At 49.0% G+C, this 25,865-nt stretch carries 28 protein-coding genes; 27 read left to right on the plus strand and 1 reads right to left on the minus strand.

The features are described 5' to 3' along the window. Positions 1–725: 725 nt before the first annotated feature. The 8 genes from K331_RS0102835 (at position 726) to K331_RS28770 (ending at position 6,617) form a co-directional block, all read left to right on the plus strand. On the plus strand, positions 726–1,322 hold the full coding sequence (locus K331_RS0102835) for an RNA polymerase sigma factor (RefSeq protein WP_018886225.1): 597 nt from the start codon (positions 726–728) through the stop codon (positions 1,320–1,322). A 20-nt stretch (positions 1,323–1,342) separates the two neighbouring features. Continuing rightward, positions 1,343–1,921 (plus strand): hypothetical protein, encoded by a 579-nt coding sequence (locus K331_RS0102840; RefSeq protein ID WP_051289553.1) that lies wholly within the window; start codon positions 1,343–1,345, stop codon positions 1,919–1,921. An 87-nt stretch (positions 1,922–2,008) separates the two neighbouring features. Continuing rightward, positions 2,009–2,584: a histidine phosphatase family protein gene (locus tag K331_RS0102845; RefSeq protein WP_028589097.1), complete on the plus strand. Its 576-nt coding sequence runs from the start codon at positions 2,009–2,011 to the stop codon at positions 2,582–2,584. A 192-nt stretch (positions 2,585–2,776) separates the two neighbouring features. Further along, positions 2,777–3,865, plus strand: a complete 1,089-nt coding sequence (locus K331_RS0102850; RefSeq protein WP_028589098.1) for a hypothetical protein — start codon at positions 2,777–2,779, stop codon at positions 3,863–3,865. A 54-nt stretch (positions 3,866–3,919) separates the two neighbouring features. Next, entirely contained in the window at positions 3,920–4,426 is a 507-nt protein-coding gene (locus K331_RS0102855) for a gamma carbonic anhydrase family protein (RefSeq protein ID WP_018886221.1), read from the plus strand. Positions 4,427–4,449: 23 nt separating this feature from the next. Beyond that, positions 4,450–4,632, plus strand: a complete 183-nt coding sequence (locus tag K331_RS0102860; RefSeq protein ID WP_018886220.1) for an IDEAL domain-containing protein — start codon at positions 4,450–4,452, stop codon at positions 4,630–4,632. A gap of 281 nt (positions 4,633–4,913) precedes the next feature. Next, on the plus strand, positions 4,914–5,564 hold the full coding sequence (locus tag K331_RS0102865) for a DUF1405 domain-containing protein (RefSeq protein WP_028589099.1): 651 nt from the start codon (positions 4,914–4,916) through the stop codon (positions 5,562–5,564). Positions 5,565–5,777: 213 nt separating this feature from the next. Further along, entirely contained in the window at positions 5,778–6,617 is an 840-nt protein-coding gene (locus K331_RS28770) for a sporulation protein YpjB (protein ID WP_036633922.1), read from the plus strand. 75 nt (positions 6,618–6,692) lie between these two features. Here the strand turns inward: K331_RS28770 and K331_RS0102875 are convergent, their stop codons facing one another. After that, positions 6,693–7,562, minus strand: coding sequence for a YitT family protein (locus K331_RS0102875; RefSeq protein ID WP_028589100.1), 870 nt, complete (start codon positions 7,560–7,562; stop codon positions 6,693–6,695). Positions 7,563–7,790: 228 nt separating this feature from the next. Between K331_RS0102875 and K331_RS0102880 the strand changes: the two genes are divergently transcribed. From K331_RS0102880 to K331_RS0102970, 19 genes are all read left to right on the plus strand, one after another. Further along, positions 7,791–8,120, plus strand: a complete 330-nt coding sequence (locus K331_RS0102880; RefSeq protein ID WP_025677795.1) for a nucleotide pyrophosphohydrolase — start codon at positions 7,791–7,793, stop codon at positions 8,118–8,120. Positions 8,121–8,169: 49 nt separating this feature from the next. Beyond that, entirely contained in the window at positions 8,170–8,709 is a 540-nt protein-coding gene (locus K331_RS0102885; RefSeq protein WP_028589101.1) for a tetratricopeptide repeat protein, read from the plus strand. Positions 8,710–8,769: 60 nt separating this feature from the next. Then, positions 8,770–9,573, plus strand: coding sequence for a 4-hydroxy-tetrahydrodipicolinate reductase (gene dapB, locus K331_RS0102890; protein ID WP_028589102.1), 804 nt, complete (start codon positions 8,770–8,772; stop codon positions 9,571–9,573). A 31-nt stretch (positions 9,574–9,604) separates the two neighbouring features. After that, on the plus strand, positions 9,605–10,039 hold the full coding sequence (gene mgsA / locus K331_RS0102895) for a methylglyoxal synthase (protein WP_028589103.1): 435 nt from the start codon (positions 9,605–9,607) through the stop codon (positions 10,037–10,039). Next, the gene (gene bshB1 / locus K331_RS0102900; protein ID WP_028589104.1) at positions 10,036–10,740 is read left to right on the plus strand and encodes a bacillithiol biosynthesis deacetylase BshB1; all 705 of its coding nucleotides are present in this window, start codon (positions 10,036–10,038) and stop codon (positions 10,738–10,740) included. The genes mgsA and bshB1 overlap by 4 nt, the downstream gene beginning before the upstream one ends. Before the next feature lie 115 nt (positions 10,741–10,855). Next, complete coding sequence (gene bshA / locus K331_RS0102905; protein WP_028589105.1) at positions 10,856–12,019, plus strand: N-acetyl-alpha-D-glucosaminyl L-malate synthase BshA; 1,164 nt, start codon at positions 10,856–10,858, stop codon at positions 12,017–12,019. A 120-nt stretch (positions 12,020–12,139) separates the two neighbouring features. Further along, positions 12,140–13,444: a CCA tRNA nucleotidyltransferase gene (locus K331_RS0102910; protein ID WP_028589106.1), complete on the plus strand. Its 1,305-nt coding sequence runs from the start codon at positions 12,140–12,142 to the stop codon at positions 13,442–13,444. Then, entirely contained in the window at positions 13,431–14,408 is a 978-nt protein-coding gene (locus K331_RS0102915) for a biotin--[acetyl-CoA-carboxylase] ligase (RefSeq protein WP_028589107.1), read from the plus strand. The genes K331_RS0102910 and K331_RS0102915 overlap by 14 nt, the downstream gene beginning before the upstream one ends. 58 nt (positions 14,409–14,466) lie before the next feature. Then, the gene (locus K331_RS0102920) at positions 14,467–14,748 is read left to right on the plus strand and encodes a hypothetical protein (protein WP_028589108.1); all 282 of its coding nucleotides are present in this window, start codon (positions 14,467–14,469) and stop codon (positions 14,746–14,748) included. After that, a complete protein-coding gene (gene panB, locus K331_RS0102925; protein ID WP_028589109.1) occupies positions 14,730–15,614 on the plus strand; it encodes a 3-methyl-2-oxobutanoate hydroxymethyltransferase in 885 nt (294 codons plus the stop codon). The genes K331_RS0102920 and panB overlap by 19 nt, the downstream gene beginning before the upstream one ends. After that, the gene (panC, locus tag K331_RS0102930) at positions 15,611–16,516 is read left to right on the plus strand and encodes a pantoate--beta-alanine ligase (protein WP_028589110.1); all 906 of its coding nucleotides are present in this window, start codon (positions 15,611–15,613) and stop codon (positions 16,514–16,516) included. Before panB ends, panC begins: the two co-directional genes overlap by 4 nt. Continuing rightward, positions 16,509–16,892 carry an aspartate 1-decarboxylase gene (gene panD, locus K331_RS0102935; RefSeq protein ID WP_028589111.1) on the plus strand — a complete coding sequence of 128 codons (384 nt, stop codon included), beginning with the start codon at positions 16,509–16,511 and terminating at the stop codon, positions 16,890–16,892. The genes panC and panD overlap by 8 nt, the downstream gene beginning before the upstream one ends. A gap of 121 nt (positions 16,893–17,013) precedes the next feature. Then, entirely contained in the window at positions 17,014–17,649 is a 636-nt protein-coding gene (locus tag K331_RS0102940; RefSeq protein ID WP_028589112.1) for a hypothetical protein, read from the plus strand. Between the two features lie 168 nt (positions 17,650–17,817). Beyond that, positions 17,818–20,679 (plus strand): ATP-dependent DNA helicase DinG, encoded by a 2,862-nt coding sequence (gene dinG / locus K331_RS0102945; protein ID WP_028589113.1) that lies wholly within the window; start codon positions 17,818–17,820, stop codon positions 20,677–20,679. 58 nt (positions 20,680–20,737) lie between these two features. Then, positions 20,738–21,391: a redox-sensing transcriptional repressor Rex gene (locus K331_RS0102950; RefSeq protein WP_028589114.1), complete on the plus strand. Its 654-nt coding sequence runs from the start codon at positions 20,738–20,740 to the stop codon at positions 21,389–21,391. Beyond that, the gene (locus tag K331_RS0102955; RefSeq protein WP_028589115.1) at positions 21,378–22,679 is read left to right on the plus strand and encodes an amidohydrolase; all 1,302 of its coding nucleotides are present in this window, start codon (positions 21,378–21,380) and stop codon (positions 22,677–22,679) included. Before K331_RS0102950 ends, K331_RS0102955 begins: the two co-directional genes overlap by 14 nt. A 30-nt stretch (positions 22,680–22,709) precedes the next feature. Further along, positions 22,710–23,231, plus strand: a complete 522-nt coding sequence (locus tag K331_RS0102960) for a cell wall elongation regulator TseB-like domain-containing protein (RefSeq protein WP_028589116.1) — start codon at positions 22,710–22,712, stop codon at positions 23,229–23,231. 511 nt (positions 23,232–23,742) lie between these two features. After that, a complete protein-coding gene (locus tag K331_RS0102965) occupies positions 23,743–24,270 on the plus strand; it encodes a hypothetical protein (protein WP_028589117.1) in 528 nt (175 codons plus the stop codon). Beyond that, on the plus strand, positions 24,263–25,765 hold the full coding sequence (locus K331_RS0102970; RefSeq protein WP_028589118.1) for an AAA family ATPase: 1,503 nt from the start codon (positions 24,263–24,265) through the stop codon (positions 25,763–25,765). The genes K331_RS0102965 and K331_RS0102970 overlap by 8 nt, the downstream gene beginning before the upstream one ends. Positions 25,766–25,865 lie beyond the last annotated feature (100 nt).

Genomic DNA, 25,865 nt, shown 5'->3' on the forward strand with positions numbered 1-25,865 from the left:
GCCTATATGGGACCCGATTTTCAATATTAAGGAAAAAGAAAACGCTTAAAAAAGAGTGTTGACAAAATGAAAACGGATACATATAATAAAAGTACAGTATGGTTTCTCTCCACTCCTATCCTTTAACTAAACTACTTGAGACATAGTAGTAACCACTTAGGCCTTGGCCTAGGTGGTCTTTTTTTTGTTCTAAGGAGTCTTAAAAAAGATTTATAAAAATCCGATATTCATACTAAGGAATTCACAGGCTTGAGAAAGCATATGGTATATTTCGAGGTAGAATCTCGAAATATATTCTAGGCTGAAGATCTCTTCTAAGGCCACGCTTAGGTCATTCCCCAAATCTATACTAAAGGTCTGTGTTAAATTACATGATAAAAGTCTTGAGCAAAAGACCTTTGGGATGAGGCACAGTAAGGGTTTGGAAATGTTTCTGATTGTTCACATTATTTTTTCATGATTTTCGGGCTTGTTTGGAGCTTTTGACCACTGGTTTTTTGTGATACAATGAACTAGGCATTTTTGGAACCTGGTTGTTTTTTTTATTTTTATTTATATTTAGTGTGTTTCGACGGACGGATGCTCTTTTTTTGTTGATGATGTTGTTTTGTTTGTTTTCAGAAAAATATGCGGCTTGACCGCAACTTTTAATAACCTGTTCGGTAATACATATATAGAGTCGAACGGGGAACAGGCATGTTAGGGGCGAGGAGGCTCTCACTCGGATGATGACAGATTCCCAGTTGATTCAGGAAATTAAGCAAGGCAATGTGGAAATGTATTCAGAACTCATGCGCAGGTATCAGCGTAAAATTCTGGCTTTTGTATATCATATGTTAAAAAGCTCCAACCTGGAGATGATGGCAGAGGACTTGTGCTCAGAGACCTTTTACAAGGCTTATAAGAGCCTCGGGACCTTCCGTGAAGTGGATGCATCGTTCTCAACCTGGCTGTACACAATTGCACGGAATACGGTGCTCAGCGAACTGCGTAAGCAGCGGAGCGGAAGTGTACCGTTAGAGGAAAGTGGTTATGTGCCGGTTGCACCTACGGATCTGATACCAGAGCAGGCGATCTTGCGTACAGAGCAGGTCGAGATGGTACGGGAAGCGATCAAGAATCTGCCTGAGAAGCAACGCTCCGCTTTGATTCTCAGAGAATATGATCAACTGGACTACCAGGAGATTGCAAAGATTCTCGGACAGACGGTAAGTGCTGTAAAATCTCTTTTATTCAGGGCGCGTTCAAGTGTTAAGAACCAATTGGAGCCTTATTTGTTTGAACCCGTATTTGAGGAAAGGGAAGGACTGAAGAGCCGATGAAATGCAGGGAGGCTAAGGAATTGTTCGGCAAGCTAGATCATTTGTCCGAGCAAGACCCGCGCCGCAAGATGGCTGAGGACCATCAGGCGGATTGTGAGCACTGTTCGGCAGATCAAGATTTGGGCCAAGTGAAAAGCTTGGCTGTTCAAGAGTTCGTAGATGAAGTAACTGAAGAGCAAGCAGAGCAAGTAAATCGCAGAGTCATGGAGCGGATCTACGCAGAATCTCCATGGCTAGTTCCTGGCGAAAATCGGCGTTCCAGAATCAGTCCTGCACTTCGCAGGCATGTATCGCTCTGGATTGCAGGATTTCTCGCCCTATTTTTATGCAGTTTTTTGGTGCTGAACCTTAGCGGACGCAACGTCCGACCGACAGAGACAACCCTGCAACCATCAGGCCTGATGCCTACCGGTGTGGCTGGATCAGATTCGGCTTCATCAAGCTTTATTGTGCATGTTCCCGAAGGCCATATTGGCATTATGGAACCGATTGTAGGGAATCTGATTCCTACGTATCCGCAGTATTGGATGGTGCTGTCTGTACTCGCGGTGGCTCTGGCTCTGGTGTCCATCAGTTGGGTGCACCGAGTGAGGCGCTAGGTGAACAAAGAACAAGAGATCAAATGCCAAGTATGCAGTGAGCTCGCAATATAGAAGCTGGACTAATCGAACTACGGAGGAACTACAATGCTGCTAGGTTTGATCAGACACGGTCTTACAGACTGGAATGCAATGGGTAAGATTCAGGGGCAAAGTGACATTGCACTTAATGACGAGGGCAGAAGACAGGCCCGCTTGCTAGGAGAAAGGCTACTCCAGGAGCCTTTTGAATGGCACGCTATTGTTACAAGTCACTTGTCCAGAGCAAGAGAGACTGGAGAAATTTTGGGCGAAATACTGAAAATTCCGGTTCTGGAGCCGGACCAACGACTACAAGAGCGGGCTTATGGCGAGGTTGAGGGCTTGACTCAGGAGGAGCGGGAAGCTCGTTGGGGCAAGGAATGGCATTTGCTCAATCTTGGCCAGGAATCGGAGTCAGCTCTGATTGAGCGTGGAATGCAGTTTTTGCAGGATGTATGGGATAAACATCAGGACAAAAATTTGCTTATAGTATCGCATGGTGCTTTGCTTGCCCAGTTGTATTCCAGACTGTACCCCGAGCATGTGAGCGAACGAATTGGGAATCTATCTCTTACGATTATCAAAAGAGAGGATCTGGAATGGGTGAAGGTGCTGTTCAACAGCACGGATCATTTGCTTTAGGCATAGCATCTGCTATAGGAAGAAATATTCAAAGGTTTTCTTACAGCCTCGGCTGAAGGAAGCCTTTTTTTCTTTTTACTCTATTTTACGTTTAAGAGAGCATAAATTCGTCAAAGATGTGCATAGACAGCATTGCTTCTAAGGCTAGAATCCATTCTCCAGCGACAGGACGAAGATAAGGCGGTGGAACCCTTGAACCTTGCAGATATGCTCACCTTTGCGGATATTGGACAACTGAACAGAATTGCCGATCATTATGCTTGTGAATGCAAGCCTAACTCCAAGCACGAATTGATTCAGGGAATTCTTAGCAAGCTGGGAGGAAGGGATTTCTTCGAGCAACAGGTGCAGGAACTGCATGTAGCAGACCGCAGATTTTTGAACAGTCTCCTTTTTGACGAAAGACCCTACCTGAGCATGGAGGAGCTGCTGGCTACAGCCCGTCAAGCTATTGGAGACGCGGAAGAGAGCGCCGAGCAGACGCCCCGAACGGTCGTATCCCGTTTGCGCAACTCGGGCTGGCTATTCAACGGTTCGACGCACAACACGCGTTACCTGTATCAGATGCCGGAGGATCTGAAGAAGCGACTTCGCCATACGATCAGCAAAAGCATGCGAGCGGCAGTGACAAGCCTGCCCCCCCCACAGGCATATCGGGATGAAGGTCATCTGCTGGCTGAGGATCTGAGACTCATGCTGCAATTTGTAGCTGGTCATGAGATTACCTTGAATGCAGAAGGTGTCATGTACAGAAGAAGCCAACAGCAGCTCATAGAGCATATGCATATTGCGGAGCAGCTTACAGCCAAGGGAGGCTGGCGGTTTGGATACGGGAGGTCGTTCAGGCATTACCCTGATCGTCTGGCATTGCTACTGGATTATGCACTGCACCGCAGATTGATTCAGGAACGGAACGGACTGCTGATCCTGACAGATGCAGGACGAGAGGCGCTGGATATACCGCTTGAGGACAGTATGATACAGTTGTTCAGATTTTGGTTAAGATTGTATAAAGGCGCTATCCCGAATCTGTTCTCACTGGTCTACTGGATTTGTACATGCACGGAGCAGTGGATATCCAGTCAAGAGCTGTTCGAGCAGGTACAGGGATATATCAAGCCCTTCTACTATGATACAGCAGAGGATATATTCACTAGACGTCTTCTCCGGATGATGATGCATCTGGGAATGCTCAGGTCAACGGATCAGGAGCAAGGTGCGATCCAGATGACAGCATGGGGTAAGGAAGCCGTTCGAAGCTATGGCATCGAGCTGTGTTGACATTCCTGACGGTGGTTGCTAGAATCTCATCCAAATGTAGAAAGGGTGAGTTCTATGAAGATTGCTTACAAGGACTATCTGCCTTCTGTTCATCCTACCGTGTATGTAGCCGAAGGGGCCAAGCTGGTAGGGGATGTCACCATCGCTGCACAATCCTCAGTATGGTTCAATGCGGTGCTTCGAGGAGATATGGCGCCAGTAATCATTGGGGAGCGTTCCAATATTCAGGATAACGTCGTGGGTCATGTGAACACGAATCAGCCGCTGGTGCTGGCAGAGGATGTATCGGTAGGTCATTCTGCTATTATCCATGGCTGCACGATCGGCAAAGGTACATTAATTGGCATGGGGGCTATCGTACTTAACGGCGCAGAGATTGGTGAATATGCTTTAGTAGGGGCAGGCTCCATCATAACGGAGCGTAGCAAGATTCCTCCCTATACGCTGGCACTAGGCTCCCCGGCACGAGTAGTGCGCGAGCTGACAGAGGCGGATCTGGAGCGAATGGCTCTTACGGCACAGAATTATGTAGAGAAAGGCAAGCAATATCAAATTCCTTGAACCCTAGTTTGGAGGTGCATCCTATGGATAAAATGAAAGTTACTTATGAAGTCATGCTGGGACTGTCAGCTGAAATGGTGCTTGATGATGCTTTGCAAAAGTATCGTAGTGAGAAGCTGTACCTAGCCATTGACGAGGCATTAGCTTCCAAAGACGAGGTAGCTTTTCGGAATCTTACGGATGAACTGAAAGCGATGATTCGATAAGCTGCAAGCTTGCTTAAATGCAGCAGCCACAGTAGAATAGAATACAGAGCCTGACCGTATATGCGGTCAGGTTTCTTCAAGATGGTGGTACACTTTTAGATATTGTACATAAGCTTTGCGTGAGCCGAAGAGATCGGACCTTGCTTGCAAGAATCCTTCCGCCAAGTGCGGTCTGTTTTTTTGTGGAGGAGCGTCCAAGGACGATTTCTTGGCTTTTTAAAGTGTGTACATGGCTGGATCTGTTTATGAGGTCCACGTCCTTGCCGGAGGGGGAACATGGGTTGTCAATTTCGTTGTTATGGAGTCGGGCTTTTTTGACGAATCGGTATTTTTTGTGGCTACTGTTCATTTGTAATCTGGCAGGCACTGTGTATGGGTATGTATGGTACGGGGCGCAGCTTCGCTATACTTGGGAGGAATACCCAGGCTGGCTGTTAGTTTTTGTACCCGATAGTCCGACAGCAAGTCTATTTTTTTGTGCAGCCTTGTTATTTTTACTGTATCCTCCCAAACGTTTGCTTGGCAGGGCGCTGCGTGCAGTACTGGAAGCTCTTGCGGTAGTGACCAGCGTGAAATACGGTGTATGGGCATCTGCAATTATCTTTGCTGGGGCAGCCCAGGGAGGAATGATTCAGCCTACCGACTGGATGCTCGTTGCCTCCCACACGATTATGGCGGTAGAGGTATTGCTGTATGTGCGTTTTTTTACCTTTGGAGCGGGGGCTTTGGCCTTGGCAGCAGGGTGGACCTTCCTGAATGATACGATGGATTATACATATGGGATTTTCCCTTGGCTACCTGCTACGCTGCATGATCATGTTCCGGCTGTACGCAATTTTACATTCCTGCTGACGCTTGGTAGTGTCCTGCTCGGGGGCTTGTTCAGGTATCTGGGTGTGCGCGGCGTTCGGCAAGAGGAACAGCAGCGCTAATATCATTGATATTTGGAGTAGGTGCGACAGTCCAGCTCAGCTGAGCTCAAGCACAACAACACACTTCAAGCACAGCTCAACAGACTACATTACATTTTGGAAAAAGGTGATCACACACTCGCCTGTGCACTGGGGCATATTCTGATGGTCTCCCTTCACGGGAAGTTCTAGTCGCTTCCTCTTGTCCATAAGCTAAGGATAAGGGGGTGTCCGATGAACCGATTCAAACAGTTATGTGCTGTTGCTGTCAGCATACTTCTTGCTAGCATTCTTTTGCTTCCTGAAGGTATAGCGGACGCTGGCGTTCAGATCGCAGGTGCGAAAGAAGCTACGATTAGAGAATTGAATCAGCGGGCAGAGCTGCTCTATAGATATGCATCTGATGGTGATATTAGCGCGGTGCAGCAGGAGCTTGAACGTATTCGCAGCCTCTTTGCCAGCGGAGATGTTCAGCAACAGCTTACGATGGAAGGGGTGCACGCCCTGTCAGGTAGCATTCTTGATCTGGAGCAGTCTTTACGGTCTGTACAGGCTTCCCAGGAGGAGACCGTTCGCGTGGCCGCCAGCTTGAGATTGGCTACGGACACGCTTGTTCATCCGAAAAATCCACTTTGGCAGCAGTATTTCAAGATATTAAAGGAAGATCTGAACGCCATGCAGACTCAATTCTCCAAAGGCAGCAAAAGCGGGGTATCAACAGAGCTTCAATCAATGGAGGAGCATTATGCCACCATTCGTACAGCCGTCATTGTGAGCGGGTCGTCTGCTGCGGTGGTTCGAATGGACTCCTGGATGTCGTATATGCGGGGAGTTGCGGATCGGCAGCCATTAGATATTACTGCACTTCAGTCTGCCATGGGCAGCGGAAGTGAGACGTTAAACGTGTTATTCGGTAGAGAAAAGGACGCATCTGCATTCGCCAGCTTTGTCCCGATGGCTGACAGTCGAAATGCCATGCTGGTCATATCCATCCTGCTATCCTGCGCACTAAGCTACGCAGCTTATCGCAAGTATAATGGAGAAAGCCCCTGGAAGCCACGCTTCAGGAGCTAATAGGTTGTTCTACCAGCAATTGCCCCAATGGCGATGAGACAATAAGGTCTTATAGCCTTGGGGCAATTTTTTTCATTACTCTTCTCTAAAGCCTTCACCATGGACATCCTGAACTTCACTAATAATCATGAATGCTCGCGGATCGACAGATTTCACGATTTGCTGTAAGCGACGAATTTCCTGTCTGGAGACAACGCAGTAAGCGACGTACTTGGCCTGCTGTGAATAGGCGCCAATCGCTGGAATGATCGTTACCCCTCGCTCCATGTCCTTGGTAATGATAGAGGCAATCTCATTTGCATGGTCGCTGATAATCATGAAGGCTTTGCCCGAATAGGCCCCTTCCTGAATAAAATCAATGACCTTGGAAGCGATGAAGACGGCAACCAGTGTGTACAAGATCTTCTCCTTGGGAATATAGAGTAATGAGGTCCCGATGATAATGACATCAATGCCAAGCATAATTTGTCCCATGCTCCAGCCATACCGACGATTCAATATTCTGGCTATAATATCAGAGCCGCCAGTAGTGCCGCCGAAGCGGAATACGATGCCTAACCCGGCCCCCAGCGTTACACCTGCATATAATGCAGCTAGTAAAATATCATGCTCGGTTGCAAAAGGCTCGATCCAGCCAGCCTTGATCATTCTTTCGAATAGCCACAGGAAGAAGGTTAGCGCTCCGATGCCGATCCCGGTGTAGATCATCTGTCTTCCGCCGAGAACCTTCCACCCGATCAAGTAGAGAGGTATATTAAGAAGAAGGGTGGACAGGGATGGCGAGATGGAAAAGGCATAGTTCAGCAAAAGCGTTATGCCTGTTACTCCGCCTTCCATCAGTTTGTTAGGAATGATGAAATACAGGATTCCAAAAGCAAATACAGCAGCACCTAGCACGATTGGTAGTATGGTTTTAAAAGGCTCCAGAGACTTCAGCGTCTTCATATTATCCCTCACTGTTAATAATTTGGCGTTGCCTTTAGAATATTTTTCCGGGCAACCTTACATAGTATACCTTGTTCATGGAAGATAAAAAATATTTGTTTTCAAATCTTCTTTACGATAACATATGGATAAACCATCGTAACGACCAGCTCAAGCAGCTCTTATTGGAATTTGGAGCTTTGGCGCGACTGTTCGTTCTATAGTGAGTTGTAAAAGGAGATTGGATTCATGGACAAAACACTTGCAGACATGCAGCGTGAAGTTGATCAGTATATTTCGCAGTTCAAAGAAGGATATTTCAGTCCTTTATCTATGCTGGCACGCATGTCGGAGGAAGTGGGAGAACTCGCACGCGAGGTGAATCATTCTTTTGGTGAGAAGCCGAAGAAGGCAGACGAAGCAGATAACTCCATTGAACTGGAGCTTGGGGATATCTTGTTTATCACCATTTGCTTTGCCAATTCCCTTGGCATTGACCTAACACAGGCCCACGATAAAGTGATGCACAAATTCAACACACGCGACGCAAATCGCTGGACCAAAAAGGACACCGATTAGGCTATCCTTACATATGCTGTACTAAACCGGATTACGGAGGTGCGGCAGCATGAAGGCGGATGATTGCATTCAGAAGGCATACCAATGCATATTGAACAGCGATTTTGAAGCGGCAATCCGTTATTTTGAACAGGCTATTGCCCAGGAGCCCCATGTTGCCAGCCATCACTACCGATGCTCCGTCACTCATGCCCGTAGCAATCACCTGGATCAGGCTGTACAATTCGCAAAAAGAGCTATACAGCTGGCGCCCGGGCAAGAGGAATATGTGCTTCATTTGCACGCCCTGGAAGCTAGGCAATATACAGCAGAGGCCCGCAGGCTCCTAGAAGGAGACCAGCGCCATGATCAGGCGATTACGCATTTGGCCTTATCCCTCCTGACGGAGGCAGTAAGACTAGACCCTTTAAGCGGGGATGCGCTTGTACTGACGGCATTAGCCTATGGAGAGCTATCCCGATACGATGACGCTATTCGTGCGATTCAGGAGGCGCAAGCCCTTCTTCCTCATGAGGAGAAGTTGAATCGTCTGTTAGTAGATATGCACCGTCGCAAATTAGAGGCGGATACCGGACATGAGCCCCATTGACTCGGGCCTGATGAAGATGAAACTAACGACTTCCAGACAGCAGCAAAAGGAGATGCAGATATGGCAGATAAAATTAGAGTAGCAGTTGTAGGAGCCGGCGGACGTATGGGAAGAGAAGTAGTTAAGCTGGCTTTGCAGGATCAAGAGCTTGAGTTGGTTGCTGCAGTGAGTCGTTCCGAGGTTGGGATGGATGCAGGAGCGATGGTTGGATTAGAACCAGCCGGAGTGCTCGTAACGGAAGATCTGGAGTCGGCACTGGCAAGCAGTGGTGCGGAGGTCATGGTGGATTTCACAACCCCACAATTCGCATACAAGCATACACTGCTTGCCATCCAGCATGGTGTGCGCCCTGTCATGGGGACGACGGGCTTCACGCCTGAGCAGATTGAAGAATTGGACAAGCAATGCAAGCTGCATGGGATCGGTGGGCTGATTGCACCCAATTTCTCCATTGGCGTTATTCTAATGATGCGATTCGCTGCCCAAGCGGCTAAATATTTCCCGCATCTTGAGATTATTGAGTATCACGGGGATCACAAGCTTGATGCTCCTTCCGGAACTGCTGTGAAGACAGCGGAGATGATTGCCGAGCAGCGTCAGGAGCTCCGTCAAGGCAATCCGCATGAGGAAGAGACAATTGAAGGCTCGCGCGGAGGCTACTATCAGGGCTTCCGTATTCATAGTGTTCGATTACCGGGTGTATTCGCTCAGCAGGAGGTTGTGTTCGGTGACTATGGGCAATCGCTCAAAATTCGTCATGACTCTTACGAACGTGCTGGATACATGCCAGGGGTTAAGATTGGTATTCAAAAGGTAATGGAGCGCACTGGAATGGTGTATGGATTCGAGCATTTTATTGATTAGTATCTAACTGGATGAGAGAGGGTACACATCTATGCTGAAAATTGCATTTATCGCTCACGACAGAAAAAAAGACGAAATGGTTAATTTTGTGACAGCCTACGAGCATGTCTTTAAGGATTATGAGCTGTACTCTACGGGTACAACCGGACAACGTATCATGGATGTGACCTCGTTGAAGATCCACCGCTTCATGAGCGGTCCACTAGGCGGAGATCAGCAGATTGGTGCTCTTGTCGCACAAAATGAAATGGATCTGATCATTTTCCTGCGTGATCCACTTATGGCCCAGCCGCACGAGCCTGACATCACGGCCTTGCTGCGTTTGTGTGACGTACAGGGGATTCCGCTGGCGACCAATATTGCGACTGCTGAAATTCTCGTAAAGGCTGTAGATCGGGGAGACTTCGCTTGGCGCAATCTGGTTCATAAATACAAGCCTGGTGTAGATGAGGCTGGGAACGCATGAGTCTGGACATCTTGATATTCGGTGCTCATGCGGATGACGCCGAGATTGGAATGGCAGGTACAATTGCGAAGCATGTGTCGGCAGGAATGCGGGTAGGAATCTGTGATCTCACTCGTGCCGAGATGTCCTCTAACGGGACTGTAGAACTTCGGCAGAAGGAAGCCGACGAGGCCGGGCGGATATTGGGACTGACGACAAGAAGCAATCTGGGACTGCCAGATCGGGGACTGTACATAACACCAGAGCATATTGCTGCTGTAACAGCAGAGATTCGCCGTCATGCTCCATCCATCGTGTTTGCACCATACTGGGAGGACAGGCATCCGGATCATGTAATGTGCAGTAAGCTGGTGGAAGAGGCTGTCTTCAACGCGAAGCTGCGTCGGTATATGTCAGAGCTACCAGCAGTACATGTACAACAGCTGTACTATTACTTTATCAATGATCTTGGACAGGCCGATGTCATCGTAGACGTAAGCGAGCATTATGAGCTCAAGGAGCAGAGCCTGATGTGCTATCGCTCCCAATTCGATGCACCTGCTGAAGGCGATGATGTAGTCGCAACACCTCTGAACCAGGGGTATCTACAGCGCGTGCGTGCCAGAGATTCCTTACTCGGGCAGCGCTCGCTGATTCAGCTGGCGGAAGGATTTGCCTGCAAAACACCGATTGTAGTTGAACATTTTCATTCCCGCGGGTAGCGCTTTTGAACGTTACAGCGGGATTTTTTTCGGGAATAGACCCGTCTTTGTTTCGTACAAGGATGGTACATATAGAAGTTAATTCAAGTGTAGGAAAAAGAGGTGACTTTGGAACATGGATCGCAAATTAAAAATTGGTATCACCTGTTATCCTTCCTTGGGGGGATCAGGCGTAGTTGCTACAGAACTAGGTAAGCTCTTGGCCGAGCGTGGTCACGAGGTTCATTTTATCGCGAATGGGATTCCGTTTAGGTTAGGTGGACATTTCCATCGGAATATCTTTTATCACGAAGTTGAAGTCAACGATTATTACGTGTTTCGATACCCTCCATATGATCTGTCGCTCGCTACCAAGATGGCACAGGTCGCGCAAATGAAGAATCTGGATGTTCTGCATGTCCATTATGCGGTACCACACGCGGTATGTGCCTTCCTTGCGAAGCAGATGGTCGGAGATCAATTAAAAGTAGTAACAACCCTTCATGGTACGGATATTACGGTGCTGGCTCAGGATGAATCGCTTAAGGATCTCATCAGGCTGGCTATTAACCAGAGCGATGCGGTTACGGCTGTATCGCAGGATCTGATTACAGAGACGATTGATGTGCTGGATATCGAGCGTCAGATTGATCTGACCTACAATTTTGTAGACAAGCGGGTGTATTTCCCGAGAGATGCCGCTTCCCTGCGGAGGGATTTTGCCCGGCCAGATGAGAAGATTCTGATGCATATCTCGAACTTCCGACCGGTTAAGCGTGTCAGCGATGTGCTGGATATCTTCTACCGAGTACAGCAAAAAGTGAAATCCAAACTGCTGCTGGTAGGTGAAGGCCCTGATCTGCCGAAAATTCGTTGCAAGATTGAAGAGCTCGGACTGCAGGATGAGGTGTTCTTTGTTGGCAAACAGGACGAAATTGCGCAAGTCATCTCAATGGCAGATGTGCTCCTGCTTCCTTCGGAGAAGGAGAGCTTCGGATTGGTTGGTCTGGAGGCCATGGCCTGCGGCGTACCGACAGTAGGATCAACGGCTGGTGGAATTCCTGAGCTGATCGTTCATGGAGAGACTGGATTCCTAGCTGGAATTGGCGATACAGAGCGCATGGCGGACTATGCCATTCAGTTACTGACGGATGAACAGCTCGCGGCAAACTTCAGAGAAGCCTGCCTTGAACGCGCACGGACCGTATTTTGCGATACATTAATCACTCAGCAGTATGAAGATATTTACTACAGGGTACTGGGACTTGAGACGTCTGCTTTGAAGCCGATAAATGGCTGAAAAAGTAACCCGACCAGCCATGTGCCACATCTGCCATAGCTGAAAGCTCAGGCTTGATGGGGCAGGCTCCTAATATCGGTAGTAACGCTTGCGGATTACAGCAGTAAAGGTGGGAACGCTATGTATGGTTGGCGTTACGCTGACCCTGATATGGTCAGCAATGGATTAAATGTATTGAATAAGCTGATAGCAGCAGGCTATGAGACCTATTTTGTAGGTGGCTGTGTACGCGATGAACTGCTAAAGCGCCCCGTGCATGATATGGACATAACGACGGCGGCGGAGCCTGAGCAGGTACTGAATCTTTTTCCAGATGCCATTCCTACGGGGATACAGCATGGGACGGTTACAGTCATGCTTGAAGGCAACCCTTATGAAGTCACAACATTCAGAACGGAATCCGACTACAAGGATCACCGCAGACCTGCGGACGTAGCCTTTGTCAAGGAGATCACCGAGGACTTAAGAAGACGGGATTTTACGATGAATGCTATTGCAATGCGGCCTGATGGCACAAGAGTCGATCCCTTTGCAGGTGAAGAGGATATTCGCCTGGAGCTTGTTCGCTGTGTAGGCGAGGCTGAGCAGCGATTCGAGGAGGATGCTCTGCGCATGCTTCGTTGTGTGCGATTTGCGGCGAACTTTGGCTTCAGTATTGCTTATAACACGTGGAAGGCCTTGCTTCACAAAAGAGAACTTCTGCAGCATATTGCAATGGAGCGTGTGCGCACCGAGATCGAGAAGCTACTGGAAGGCCCAGACCCTCTAAGAGGACTTGAGTTGCTGCGACGTTCTGGCCTGCTCAGCTACACGAAGGTCCCTACACCATGGGAGCAGGTCGATCCAGCTCTGCTGACACGTCTGGATGAGCTGACACCTCCTCTGCGCTGGGGCATGCTGGCATTGTCTACGCGTGTATCGGCAGAAGAGCTAGACCCAGTGCTCCGAGGGTGGACCTGCTCGAATGAAGTGCGAGAGCGTGCAATCGCTCTGCTACGCATGGAGGCCTCGCTGCAGCGCGGAATAATGAATGAAATCATGGAGCAAGCGACACCAGCAGTCGGGCTGCATCGGCTGTGGATCAGCTTGATTCTAAAATATGGACCTGTAGCAGCAGAGGATTGGCTGGAGGTGCAACGGGTGATGCCGACTGAGTATCGTGAGCTTTCTTTGGAGGCCCGAAGTCATATGGAGCTAATCACTGCACGTGGGCAGGAATGGCTAAGCTCAGCTCCGGTGCTTCAACTGAAGGATTTGGAGATTACAGGCGGGGAATTGGCGGCTATATTGGAGCGTCGCGGAGGACCTTGGCTGGGACAGCTCATGGCTCGTTTATTGTATAAGGTAGCCTGTGGGGAAGTAGGAAATGAGCGTGAGGCTCTAATTGAAGAAGCGAAGCGGGTGATGAACGATGAACAAGCATGAGCAGTTGCTACGCCTGTTGCTGGACTCAGAAGGCAATGATATTTCCGGAGAGGATATCAGTCGCCAGCTGGACATTAGTCGTACGGCGGTCTGGAAGCATGTAAACAAGCTCCGCAAGCTGGGGTATGAAATTGCTGCATCCCCTCGTCTTGGCTATCGCCTGTCGCGCCGTCCCGAGTGGCTGCAGCAGGGAGAGCTGGCTACAGCCATCGACACTCGGCGATTCGGGCAAGAGCTACGTGTGCTGATGAGTACAGCCTCGACGCAGCAGGTGGCCATGGAGCTCGCGGAGTCTGGGATGGCTGAGGGATTGACTGTGCTTGCAGAGGAGCAGACTGGAGGTCGCGGGCGATTCGGTCGGAAATGGTTCTCGCCACCGGGAAAAGGCATCTGGATGAGCATAGTTCTCCGACCTCAACAGCCTCTTCAGTATACTTCACAGCTTACGCTGGTGACGGGTGTGGCTGTATGTCGGGCCATTCGGCAATGTACAGGTGTGCAGGCTGAGATCAAATGGCCGAATGATCTGCTTGTGAATGGTCGTAAGCTATGTGGTATTCTGCTGGAGTCCGCTGTTGAGGACCAACGACTAAGGTATTGCATTGCAGGGATTGGAATTGATGTCAACCTGGAGGCAGAGGATTACCCAGAAGAGCTAAAGGGCGTAGCAACCTCGCTACGACTGGAATCAGGTAAGGTCATCAATCGCACGGAGCTGATCGCGGCGATCTTGTCTGAGCTAGAGAGCTTGTATGATCTGTATGCAGAGCAGGGATTCACACCAATTGCAGCCCTTTGGGAGGCGCTCTCGGTATCGCTAGGGCGTAGAATTCGTTCTGTCATCCGAGGAGAGACTGTTGAAGGCACAGCTACGGGTTTGGATACGAGTGGTGCCTTGCTATTGCGTCTGGATGATGGTCAAGTGGTGCCTGTATTTTCGGGAGAAATAGAGCTCAAGCCTTAGCGAATCAAGCGTAACTTTATACAAAATGTAACTTACTTCCAGGATGGATTTATGCTACATGCTTTGTTATAATGTAACGGAGGCGGTATCGGATTTAGCCGAACTGCACTCCGGGGCATTGCCCATCCATACAAAGCTGACCAACATACTTCATTTGCTGGCCCGCGTTGGATTCTGCTCTGAGCCGAACAGGACCGAGACAGAAGGGACGATCGCGAGTGACTCTTTTTTGGCTGTTCGGACCTTTGTGACGCGTTTTCATTACGTGTTGAAAGGTTTTTTTGCTTTGCCCAAAAAAGAACTGAAGGGAGCAACAAAACAATGGCAGCACAACCACTGAACATTGTGAAGATGAAAAAAATGAAGCAGGATGGAATTCCGCTGAGCATGATTACAGCCTATGATTATCCTTCCGCGAGGCTTGCGGAAGAGGCCGCCGTCGATATCATTCTCGTAGGTGACTCATTAGGGAATGTCGTGCTGGGCTACGATTCCACCATTCCGGTGACACTCGACGATATGGTCTACCATACGCGCGCTGTGGCACGTGGAGCTGAACATACATTTATTGTCGCGGATATGCCCTTTATGACCTATCACAGCGGCATAACAGAAGCGCTGCAGGGGGTCCGCAGACTGATGCAGGAAGGACATGCCCATGCGGTCAAGCTGGAAGGCGGCGCGGAGATTGCGGACACGGTTCGTGCTACGGTCCAGGCAGGAGTTCCTGTGCTTGGGCATATCGGTCTGACACCACAGTCCGTGAATCAGATTGGCGGCTATCGTATTCAAGGCAAGGATGCTGCGGATGCTGAGCGTCTGATGCGAGATGCCAAGGCTCTGGAAGAGGCTGGTGCCTTCGGTATTGTACTGGAACTCGTAACCGAAGAAGTAGCGGCTGCCATTACATCAGAGTTGAAAATTCCGACCATTGGAATCGGTGCAGGCCGAGACTGTGACGGGCAGGTGCTTGTGTACCACGATGTCCTCAAATATACGTCCGATTATATGCCTAAGCGTTTCGTGAAGACCTACGGCGACATTGGCGAGCAGATCAAGCAAAGTATTGGGCAATATGTAAATGAAGTCAAAAATCGGAGCTTTCCAGCCAAGGAGCATGTATTTACGGCTGATGACAGCGTAATTCAAGCACTCTACGGTAAAGTTGCGAGCGAGAAGACTCCAGAGAAGGTGACCAGCAAATGAGAATTGTAAAGGATGTTCAGGAATTACGCCGTCTGCTAAGTGAGCTTCGCCGTCCTAACGGAGCAGCAGTGCAAGAGCGCAGCGTAGGTTTCGTCCCTACGATGGGCTACCTGCATGAGGGGCATGCGAGCCTGATGAGAGCTGCCAAAGAGCAGTCGGATATTGTGGTGATCAGCATATTTGTGAATCCCATTCAGTTCGGGCCTAATGAAGACTTTGACAGCTATCCGCGGGATGAGCAACGCGACGCAGCTCTCGCAGAGCGTGAAGGCGTAGATATTCTGTTTATGCCGACTGTAGATACAATGTATCCTCAGCCTACTCGGACGAAAATTCGGGTGAGCGACCTGACAGACCGCCTCTGCGGGGCGTCCAGACCAGGTCATTTTGACGGCGTGACCACGGTTGTTGCCAAGCTATTCAATATGGTACAGCCTGACAAAGCCTTCTTTGGTATGAAGGATGCGCAGCAGGTGGCCGTGCTCCAGCAAATGGTAATGGATCTCAACATGAACGTAACTATTGTGCCGTGTCCTATTGTCAGAGAGGGAGATGGACTGGCGTTAAGCTCCAGAAACGTCTATCTGAGCCCGGAGGAACGTTCTCAGGCGCTTGCGCTATCCAAGGCGCTTCGCACCGCCCAAGCGGCTGTAACAGAGCAGGAAGCTTCGACAGTCGGGGAGCTTGATGCAATACTGCGTCAGACGATTAACCAATCACCATTAGCGCGGATTGATTATGTTGAAATTTTGACTTTCCCGTCTCTTCAACCACTGGATCTAACGCAGCGATTGGAACAAATTGAGGAAGAAGTTATTATGGCGCTCGCCGTTCATTTTGGCCGTACTCGGCTGATTGACAATATGAGATTACAAAAAGCGGAGGTTCTGTCCCATGTATAGAACGATGATGAAGTCCAAGATTCATCGGGCAACGGTCACGGAAGCCAATCTGAATTATGTTGGCAGCATAACCATAGATGAGACGCTGATGGAGCAGGCTGATCTGCTGGAGAACGAGAAGGTCCAGATTGTGAACAACAATAACGGTGCCAGATTGGAGACTTACGTCATTCGTGGTCCCAAGGACAGCGGCGTCATCTGCCTGAATGGTGCAGCAGCCCGATTGGTTCAGCCTGGAGATAATGTCATTATTATATCTTATGCCAGTATGAGCAATGAAGAAGCCAAATCATACCAGCCAACGGTAGTATTCGTCGATGATAAGAACCGTGCTGTACAGACCATACATGAGGAAGTGCACGCTACCATCATGTAACAGCAGAGGGGCGGATGAAACGGGGGCTTTGGGCGAAAAATGTGAGTACACGTCGCCGATCTGCATCGGGTCACCTTACGGCGTGAATTCCATCATCTTGTGAAGGGTGGCGTGCATAGGTATGTTCAAGCATGTATTCGCAGAGATGAACGACATGTTAGATGAAATTGTGAAAAATTACCCTTCTGCCCAAGGCCCTCGAAAGGAAGAATTGATGTATAAATGGGGGCTGCTGCGTCGAATGAGCGACTCCATGATTGATCAATGGCTAGCATTTGAAGAGAAGATGAGTGATATGCGTGCAGTACAGCAGCAGCACAACGCTGATCCTGTACATTCGGATGAGGATAACTACCCGGAGCTAACGCTTGATGCATGTACCCGTGGCATCGGATATTTCCGTCTGACGATGTACAGGGAGGCAGCGGAGCAATTTGGACAGGTGCTTGCTGTATACCCACAAAGTCTGATGGCACATATGTACAGAGCTATATCTAATTTGTATAATGACTATTTCCAGGAGGCTGCTAGTGGACTTCGTCAGGCGTTGGAGCTTACCAGCGATGCAAAGACAAAGGCTGTCCTTTATAACGCACTCGGCTGTGCAGAGACCAAAAGCTCTAATGTCGAGGCAGCTTTGCAATACTTCAAACTGGCCTTAAATTATGATCCTTCTCTGCAAGAGGCGCTTCAGAATATGGAAGCATGCCGAACCAACTCCGATCATTTACGCTTTGGCGAACCTTTCCATGCCTGATTTTCATGATTTTGAACCATTAAGGGCGATGCCTTGCATCGCTCTATTTTGTTGTTGCCTGTTCAATAGCTCAAACTTTTGGTATGCTTATCGAACCATAGTCCATTCCGATGTATACTAATTATGGGTGGAAAGAAAATTCATTTGATGGAAGGGATTAAGGTTGAAATGAAATTTGCAGTATTGGATTTTGAGACGACAGGAACCCAGTCCACGGATGATATCATTCAAGTCGGGCTTGCTATTATAGATCATGATTTAAGCATCTCCCAAATATACGGTTCTTATGTAAATCCGGGAAAGCCGATTCCACCATTCATTACGGGTTTAACTGGCATCACAGATGAAGATGTAGCCGATGCCCCGCAGCTTGAGGATATGATGGTTGAGCTGGTTCCACTATTAAATGATACTGTGCTGGTCGGGCACAATGTGGCCTTTGACTTCAATTTTTTACAAAGTGCTCTTGATCGCTGTGGTTATTTGCCTTATCAAGGACGTATTCTGGATACAATGGATTTCCTGAAGATATTCTTTCCGTCATTGGGCTCGTATCAGTTGGGCTATGTATCCTCGGAATTCGGTCTTGTGCATGACAGGCCACATCAGGCTGACAGTGATGCGCAGGCAACCGCCGAGGTATTTATCAAGTGTCTAGAGGATCTGCAGGCGCTGCCGCTCATTACGATTCAGCGACTGTGTGAGCTGTTCCAAAATGAGGACAGTGATCTTAGCTGGTTTTTTGAAGGCGTACGTGAACAGCGTGAACGCGAGACAGATCAGGATCTGAACGGTTATAGCTTCTATCGTCAGCTCGCACTCAAGGTTGAGGACTGGACAGACATAACGACACCTAGAGACCCTGAGGAAGCTAGTCCGCTCAGCGGTGTGACTTTTGAGGAATTTCTGGAAGGCGTGCAGGAGCGTATGCGGTCTACCTTGAAGCAATATGAGGAGAGAGAAGCGCAGAACCAGATGTTCGCTACTGTGATGGAGGCTCTTCAGAAGGATAAGCATTTGTTGATTGAGGCAGGTACAGGTACGGGGAAATCTCTCGGTTATCTTCTGCCAGCCTTATATCAGAGTGTGAAGACAGGCCAGAAGGTGACGGTCAGCACGCATACGATCAACCTGCAGGAGCAGCTGCGTGAGCGTGATATTCCGTTGCTGACACAGGTTATGGACTTTCCGTTCCGGGCTGCGATATTCAAAGGACGTGGGCATTATTTGTGTCTGCGGAAGTTTGAACATAAAATAAATAAGAGAGAGTTCGCGACACCCAAGGAGGACCTGATCACAGCTGCACAGATGATTGTCTGGCTAACGATGACGGAGACTGGCGACGATGAAGAGCTGAATCTCAGCAGTCGAGGTGGAGACTTCTGGGAGACGGTAGCTAGTGATTCAGATTCCTGTCTCGGCCGATCCTGTCCTTGGTTCCGTAAATGCTTCTACCATCGTGCTCGCCACGAAGCAGGTATAGCCGATGTCATCGTAACGAACCACTCCAAGCTCTTCACGGATGTGAAGGCCAGTCATCAGTTGTTGCCCAGCTATGAGCATTTGATCATTGATGAAGCGCATCATTTGGAAGAGGTAGCAGGCAAGCACCTGGGACTTCATATGAAATATTTCACATTTATTCATCCGTTGACCCGACTATTCAAGGATAGTAAGACAGGTCAATTGCCAGCGCTACGGCAAATGCTGAATCAATCCGGTCTGGAACAGTCCGCTGTCTGGTCTTCCACGATTGACAGCATGTATAGTGAGGCTGTGGAGGCGAAGGAAGCATGGGATAAGCTGAGCGAGATGCTATTCGCGATGCTGCCTGAGCGCTCGGATGCCTCGCCTGGAGAGAGCGGGCAATTCTCTGCACGCCTGAAGCCGTCTGACAAGCCCAAGGGCTGGTCAGATGCTGGGGCGCTGGAGCAGCAGATCTATTTGATTCTGGGCGAGCTGATTCGTCAAGGCGACAAGCTGCTACAGGAAGTGGAGGATGAGCTGGAGGACTTCGGTACGGAGAGCCTCATGATTGATCTGAAGGGACTGTTCAAGGATCTGGCCGGCTTCCGTGAGAATCTACGCTTCTTCATGAAAATGGAGGATGAGACCACGGTATACTGGCTGGAGGCAAGCGGTCAGTTCCGCAGTAAATCCCTGCAATTTTATGCAGTTCCGGTGGATGTCAGTCGTCAGCTGAAGGAAATGTTTTTTGACAAAAAGAGTAGTGTGGTGCTAACTTCGGCAACACTCTCCGTCGATAAATCCTTTCAGTACATGATAGACCAATTAGGGCTGCAGGAAGCGGCTGACACCGGCAGGCTTCTTACGTCGATGCTGCCATCTCCTTTCAATTACAGAGAGCAGGCACTTCTCGTCATCCCACGGGATTTCCCAAGTGTCAAGGGTAGCATTGGTGATGAGTTGTTCGTAAATACGCTGGTGCAGTCCCTGAGTAAGGCAGCTCAGGCGACCAAAGGAAGAATGCTTGTGCTGTTCACTTCCTATCGAATGCTTCGGCAGGTGCATGAGCCGCTCAAAGAATCGCTGGCAGCCAGTGACATTACGGTGCTCGGTCAGGGTGTGGACAGTGGAAGTCGTTCGAGGCTGACTCGCAGATTTCAGGAAGCCAAGTCGGCCGTATTGCTAGGTACAAGCAGCTTCTGGGAAGGGGTCGATATTCCTGGGGATGCACTGACCTGCCTTGCTATCGTTCGTCTGCCATTCCAGCCGCCCAATCAGCCGTTATTGGAGGCCAAGAGTGAGTTGCTGCGTCAGCAGAACAAGAATCCCTTCATGCAGCTATCCGTGCCGCAGGCTGTCATACGGTTCAAGCAGGGTTTTGGTCGTCTGGTCAGGACGGGACAGGATCGAGGCGTGGTTATTCTCTATGATACGCGAGTGTTGGAGTCATATTACGGGAAGCATTTCCTGTATTCACTTCCAGGACCCAAGATGGAGCATATGCCAACTACGCAGATGGTTCCGCGAATCGCGGATTGGCTTCATGAGCCGGTACAAGGATGAATTTTGTTCAAATTAGAATGTAAAGTTATACAGACCGTTGTGACTAGGAGGAGCAAGTATGAAATCGGATAAAATCTCGGAAGCCGTCGTTCGTAGGCTCCCTGTTTACCTCAGATATTTGAATGAACTGCAAAAGCGTGAAATCTCTACGGTGTCCTCGCAGGAACTGGGCCAGAAGCTGGATCTGAATCCGGCCCAGATCCGCAAGGATCTTGCATATTTTGGTGACTTTGGACGAAAGGGCATTGGCTATGATGTTACCTATCTGATTGAGATTATTCGTCATATACTCAAAATTGATCAGCAGATTAACGTGGCTCTTGTTGGGGCAGGTAATCTGGGGCAAGCGTTGTCCAACTATAATGCGTACCTGAAGGACAATATGAAGATCGTAGCTGTATTCGATGCGCTGCCTACCAAGGTCGGATCGAAGATTAACACGCTGCAGGTGCAGCCCATGGAAGAGCTGAAGGAGACGGTTGAGCGGCTAAATATTCGAATCGGGATTATTACTGTGCCGGATTTTGAAGCACAACGTGTCGCTGATCTGATGATTGACAGCGGCATCGAAGCTATCCTGAACTTTGCGCCTACGATCCTCAAGGCTCCACGGCACATTCGTATTCACGCGACAGATTTTACGACAGATTTGCTGAGCCTGGCTTATTATTTGGAGGATGGAAAGGAAGAGAAGGAACATGACAAGCAATAAATGGATGATCAAAAACGGACATTTTGCAGTGAACGGGCAAGATGCTGGTGTTATTGAAGGCTGCATGATTATAGAGGATAGCCGAATTACATATATTGGACCGACCATCCCCGATGGAGAAGAGAATACTCCTGTTGTCGATGGCAAAGGCCTGCTGTTCCTTCCTGGACTTGTGAATACACATGGTCATGCGGCTATGTCGTTGCTGCGTGGCTATGGAGATGATATGGTGCTACAACAATGGCTGCAGGAGAAAATGTGGCCCATGGAGGGGAGATTCACCTCTACGGATGTATATTGGGGCACTTCCCTGTCCGTGCTTGAGATGCTTAAGGGAGGTACGACGACATTCCTGGACATGTATGATCACATGGATGAGGTCGCCAAAGTAGCTGAGCAGTCCGGTATTCGTGCCTGTCTGATGCGTGGAGCCATCGGTCTGTGCTCAGAGGAAGAGCAACGGATGAAGCTGAATGAAGCTGTCGCGTTCGCGAAAAATTGGCATGGCAAGGCGGACGGACGCATTACAACGATGATGTCTCCGCACTCTCCTTATACATGCCCACCAGCCTTCATCGAGCAGTTCGTTCAGGCTGCTCATGATCTGAACCTTCCGCTCCATACACACATGTCAGAGACACTCGCAGAGGTAGAGCAGAATGTAAGAGAGTATGGTGCGCGTCCAGTAGAGCATCTTCAGAAGCTTGGTTTCTTCTCCAGACCATCCCTGGTCGCCCATGCTGTTCATTTGAACGACGAGGAGATTCAGGTGCTTGCACAGTATGACGTGGGTGTGTCTCACAATCCAGGCAGCAATCTGAAGCTGGCAAGCGGTGTAGCTAGAGTGCCAGCTCTACTTCGTGCAGGCGTCAAGGTGTCCTTGGGCACGGACGGACCAGCCAGCAATAACAATCTGGATATGTTCGAGGAAATGCGTCTGGCTGCGCTTATTCATAAAGGTGTGTCTGGTGATCCTACAGCCGTACCGGCAGCTGAGGCATTGCGGATGACGACAGAATACGGTGCTATTTCGATTGGGCTGAAGGAAGTAGGAGTCTTGGCAGCGGGGAACAAGGCAGACTTTATTGCGCTGGATATGGATCAGCCACATTTCCTGCCTCGTACGGATCTCATCTCGCATGCTGTCTATTCGGCAAGTGCCAAGGACGTTGTGCATGTGTGGGTAGATGGCAAGCAAGTGCTTAAGGATGGAAGCTGCCTCACACTGGATGAGGAGCGAATTCGCTATGAAGCCCAGGCAGCGTTCGAGGGGCTGCTGGCGCGCTAATCTATTTTTTATCCGGAAAGGAAGTTCGGGTTGAAGAACAAGAGGAAATGGCTCACAGGCATCATTCTGGTCCTGCTGTGGCTGTTCGCAGGCATCTATGCTTATTACTCCTATGTTACACAGGACCAGCGTGTCGAGCGCAATGCAGCAGTGGAGAAGGCACGGCAGGATGCGAAGATCGTGTCAGTAAATGCTTCATGGAAATCCATTTGGGATTCGGTGTATTGGACCGTTGAGGGCACGAATGCCGACAGTCAGCAGGTGATGGTATGGGTTCCATTCGAGCTGGTGGAGAACGCACCTGATACGGTAAAACAGGATGCTTCCGTCCATACCGAGCTATTGAATGAGGGTATAAATGAGGATCAAATGCGGGCGCGGATCGAGAGTGATCTGCCGAATGTGGATATCATTAGCCTCCGGCCTGGCGTGTACGACAATCAGTATGTATGGCAACTCATGTATCAGGAGAACGACCGTTATCGCTATCGTTTTTATCGTTTTCAGGATGGAACTGAAGTGAGCCAAGGGTATACGCTTCCAGGAAAATAGCTGAGTGAATAGACGTTCTCAAGCATATGGAAATAGTATTACTTGTATTTGGCGAATGCGTTAGCTGGATAAATAAGCTAACTTTAGTCAAAATCAAGAGTTGTTTTGGAAAATCTTAGGGTTTTCTGGGACAACTCTTTTTTGTTAGCTCCATTTTAAGAGATTCATATTTAAATTTTGAAAAATAGACATACTTTGCTTTTAGCTACTTGATATATCATGTGATATACTCTAGTATATACTGATGCTGCACTTGTTTGAGAGGCAAGGAGTTATGATTGCTTTGTTGCTTGTTGTTATGCGTTGTTATCAGAACTTAAAATCACAGTCGGAGATCTGTAAATAGAAGAGTCTATAGGATACTTGGAAGATGCTGATGGAAGAGGAGTGGTCTTATCACTGGCATAGTCTACTGTTATGTGCAGTCTGTGTGTAGAGATGCAGAGTCGTCCAGCCATACTGTATACTTAGTAGAAATGAATCTTGTATTACCTGAGAGGAGGACGTTAATTTGAAACTGCGCATTGTACCTATAGCGCTGGCAGCAGTTCTATCCGCTTCCGTATTATTCGGTGGCTGGTTCCTGTATCGCCAAGTAGCTGTGCACCAACCACTGCAGAAGATTGTTACCCAATATCCTGGTGTAACAAGTGCTCAAGTAGATATTAACCAATCCGAGGTCACCTTGAAACTTGATCTTGAACCCGACACAGATGTACGTGGACTCGTTCAGGCTGTGAAGGAGGACGGCAGCTCTGTGCTCGGGAGCAAGCGACTGAGGCTGGACATTAAGGATCATTCGGACCAGGAGCTGGACAAGCTGTGGTCTCAAGCGATGTTCCCTATTGCAGAAGCTATGGATAGCAAGAGATATACAGACATTCCTGCAACCATTAACGGATTGCAGCAGGGAGAGATCAAGGCTGATACCAATATGGATGATGCGAACGTCTACATTCGTCTTCAAAATGGTGAAGCCAGCAAATATATCATTTTACCTCGTGAATCGCAGAAGATAGGGGTGTGGCCGAATGCCTAGATGGGTAAAGGAGACGTTGATTGGTACCGTTCCCGTAGTGCTTATATTTCTGATTTTCATCGGGATTAATATATTTCCTCTACTCCTGGCAGGAGCGCTCGTTGGAGGATTGCTATTGATGCTTCACATGCGTGGAGGGATTGCTGTAGGAGCTGCACAGGACAAGAAGCGCAAGCAAGCTGGTCTTGCGAAGCTGACCTTCGAGGAGATTGGCGGCCAGGAGAGCGCCAAGCAGGAGCTTCGCGAGGCACTGGATTTTCTGGTGCGTCATGAGGAGATATCCCGCTTCGGCATTCGTCCGCTTAAAGGAATATTGCTGACGGGGCCTCCGGGAACCGGGAAGACGCTGATGGCCAAGGCTGCAGCACAGTATACGAACTCTGTGTTTGTGGCGGCTTCTGGTAGTGAATTTGTTGAGATGTATGTCGGTGTCGGTGCTGGCCGGATTCGGGATCTATTCCGCGAAGCGCGCAACCGTGCCGCCAAAGACAAGAAGGATAGTGCCATTATCTTTATCGACGAGATTGATGTTATTGGAGGCAAGCGTGAGGGTGGTCAGCAAAGGGAGTACGATCAGACGCTGAACCAGCTCCTGACGGAAATGGATGGGATTTATTCCTCCGAGACGCCGCGGATCTTGCTTATAGCTGCAACGAACCGTAAGGAAATGCTGGACAGCGCTCTGCTGAGACCTGGTCGTTTTGACCGTCATATTCAGGTGGATCTACCTGACAAGAAGGGCAGACAGCATATTCTGGAGCTGCACGCGAAGAACAAGCCAATCAAGGAGAACGTGGATCTCAGCAGAATTGCAGAGGAGGCCTACGGCTTCTCCGGTGCGCAGTTGGAAAGCGTGATGAACGAGGCGGCGATCTATGCGATGCGGCAAAATGAGGCGGTCATTGACCAGCAGCATTTGTCCATGGCGATTGACAAGGTTATGATGGGTGAGAAAACAGACCGTGAATCGACCGCAGAGGAGAAGAAGCGGGTTGCTATCCATGAGCTGGGCCACGCAATTATGGCCGAGATCGTACGTCCCGGCAGCGTGAAGCAGGTGGCGCTGAGTCCACGTGGTAAAGCTTTGGGATATGTCCGTCATAATCCGCAGCAGGAGCATTACCTGTACACAAAGGCATTTCTGGAGGAGCAGATTATGATCTCGCTGGCTGGAGCAGCGGCGGAGGAGATGTACTATGGTGGTCGTAGCACAGGCTCCAGCAATGACTTTGAGCAAGCGATCCAGATCGTTCAGACGATGATGACCTCAGGACTGACTTCGTTAGGCATTATTAATATGGAAATGATGACCAAGCAGGAGCTCATGCGTGAGAATAGTGAAATTCTGAACGCTCTTCATACAAGAACACTGGAGCTACTGGAGCAGCATCGGCCAATATTCGACAATTCTCTCGACATTCTAATGCGTGAAGAAGTTCTCAATGGAGAGCAATTCAGATGTCAATTTCGTGAAAATGCCCTTCTACCAGCATAATTTTTTTATGCTGGTTATTTTTTTTTACTTTTGTTCCGTGCTAAGATATTATTATCTATTGGGTCTTACAAATGTATTTTTCGACAAGGAAGGATACAAT

The organism is Paenibacillus massiliensis subsp. panacisoli DSM 21345 (genome assembly GCF_000426545.1).
Lineage (GTDB): Bacteria > Bacillota > Bacilli > Paenibacillales > Paenibacillaceae > Paenibacillus > Paenibacillus panacisoli.

Bases quoted from the DNA above. Each gene is read 5' to 3' on its own strand.
- K331_RS0102835 (WP_018886225.1), top strand. From the start codon at position 726: ATGATGACAGATTCCCAGTTGATTCAGGAAATTAAGCAAGGCAATGTG.
- K331_RS0102845 (WP_028589097.1), top strand. From the start codon at position 2,009: ATGCTGCTAGGTTTGATCAGACACGGTCTTACAGACTGGAATGCAATG.
- K331_RS0102855 (WP_018886221.1), top strand. From the start codon at position 3,920: ATGAAGATTGCTTACAAGGACTATCTGCCTTCTGTTCATCCTACCGTG.
- K331_RS0102860 (WP_018886220.1), top strand. From the start codon at position 4,450: ATGGATAAAATGAAAGTTACTTATGAAGTCATGCTGGGACTGTCAGCT.
- K331_RS28770 (WP_036633922.1), top strand. From the start codon at position 5,778: ATGAACCGATTCAAACAGTTATGTGCTGTTGCTGTCAGCATACTTCTT.
- K331_RS0102875 (WP_028589100.1), bottom strand. From the start codon at position 7,562: ATGAAGACGCTGAAGTCTCTGGAGCCTTTTAAAACCATACTACCAATC.
- K331_RS0102880 (WP_025677795.1), top strand. From the start codon at position 7,791: ATGGACAAAACACTTGCAGACATGCAGCGTGAAGTTGATCAGTATATT.
- K331_RS0102885 (WP_028589101.1), top strand. From the start codon at position 8,170: ATGAAGGCGGATGATTGCATTCAGAAGGCATACCAATGCATATTGAAC.
- dapB (WP_028589102.1), top strand. From the start codon at position 8,770: ATGGCAGATAAAATTAGAGTAGCAGTTGTAGGAGCCGGCGGACGTATG.
- mgsA (WP_028589103.1), top strand. From the start codon at position 9,605: ATGCTGAAAATTGCATTTATCGCTCACGACAGAAAAAAAGACGAAATG.
- bshB1 (WP_028589104.1), top strand. From the start codon at position 10,036: ATGAGTCTGGACATCTTGATATTCGGTGCTCATGCGGATGACGCCGAG.
- bshA (WP_028589105.1), top strand. From the start codon at position 10,856: ATGGATCGCAAATTAAAAATTGGTATCACCTGTTATCCTTCCTTGGGG.
- K331_RS0102910 (WP_028589106.1), top strand. From the start codon at position 12,140: ATGTATGGTTGGCGTTACGCTGACCCTGATATGGTCAGCAATGGATTA.
- K331_RS0102915 (WP_028589107.1), top strand. From the start codon at position 13,431: ATGAACAAGCATGAGCAGTTGCTACGCCTGTTGCTGGACTCAGAAGGC.
- K331_RS0102920 (WP_028589108.1), top strand. From the start codon at position 14,467: ATGCTTTGTTATAATGTAACGGAGGCGGTATCGGATTTAGCCGAACTG.
- panB (WP_028589109.1), top strand. From the start codon at position 14,730: ATGGCAGCACAACCACTGAACATTGTGAAGATGAAAAAAATGAAGCAG.
- panC (WP_028589110.1), top strand. From the start codon at position 15,611: ATGAGAATTGTAAAGGATGTTCAGGAATTACGCCGTCTGCTAAGTGAG.
- panD (WP_028589111.1), top strand. From the start codon at position 16,509: ATGTATAGAACGATGATGAAGTCCAAGATTCATCGGGCAACGGTCACG.
- K331_RS0102940 (WP_028589112.1), top strand. From the start codon at position 17,014: ATGTTCAAGCATGTATTCGCAGAGATGAACGACATGTTAGATGAAATT.
- dinG (WP_028589113.1), top strand. From the start codon at position 17,818: ATGAAATTTGCAGTATTGGATTTTGAGACGACAGGAACCCAGTCCACG.
- K331_RS0102950 (WP_028589114.1), top strand. From the start codon at position 20,738: ATGAAATCGGATAAAATCTCGGAAGCCGTCGTTCGTAGGCTCCCTGTT.
- K331_RS0102955 (WP_028589115.1), top strand. From the start codon at position 21,378: ATGACAAGCAATAAATGGATGATCAAAAACGGACATTTTGCAGTGAAC.
- K331_RS0102970 (WP_028589118.1), top strand. From the start codon at position 24,263: ATGCCTAGATGGGTAAAGGAGACGTTGATTGGTACCGTTCCCGTAGTG.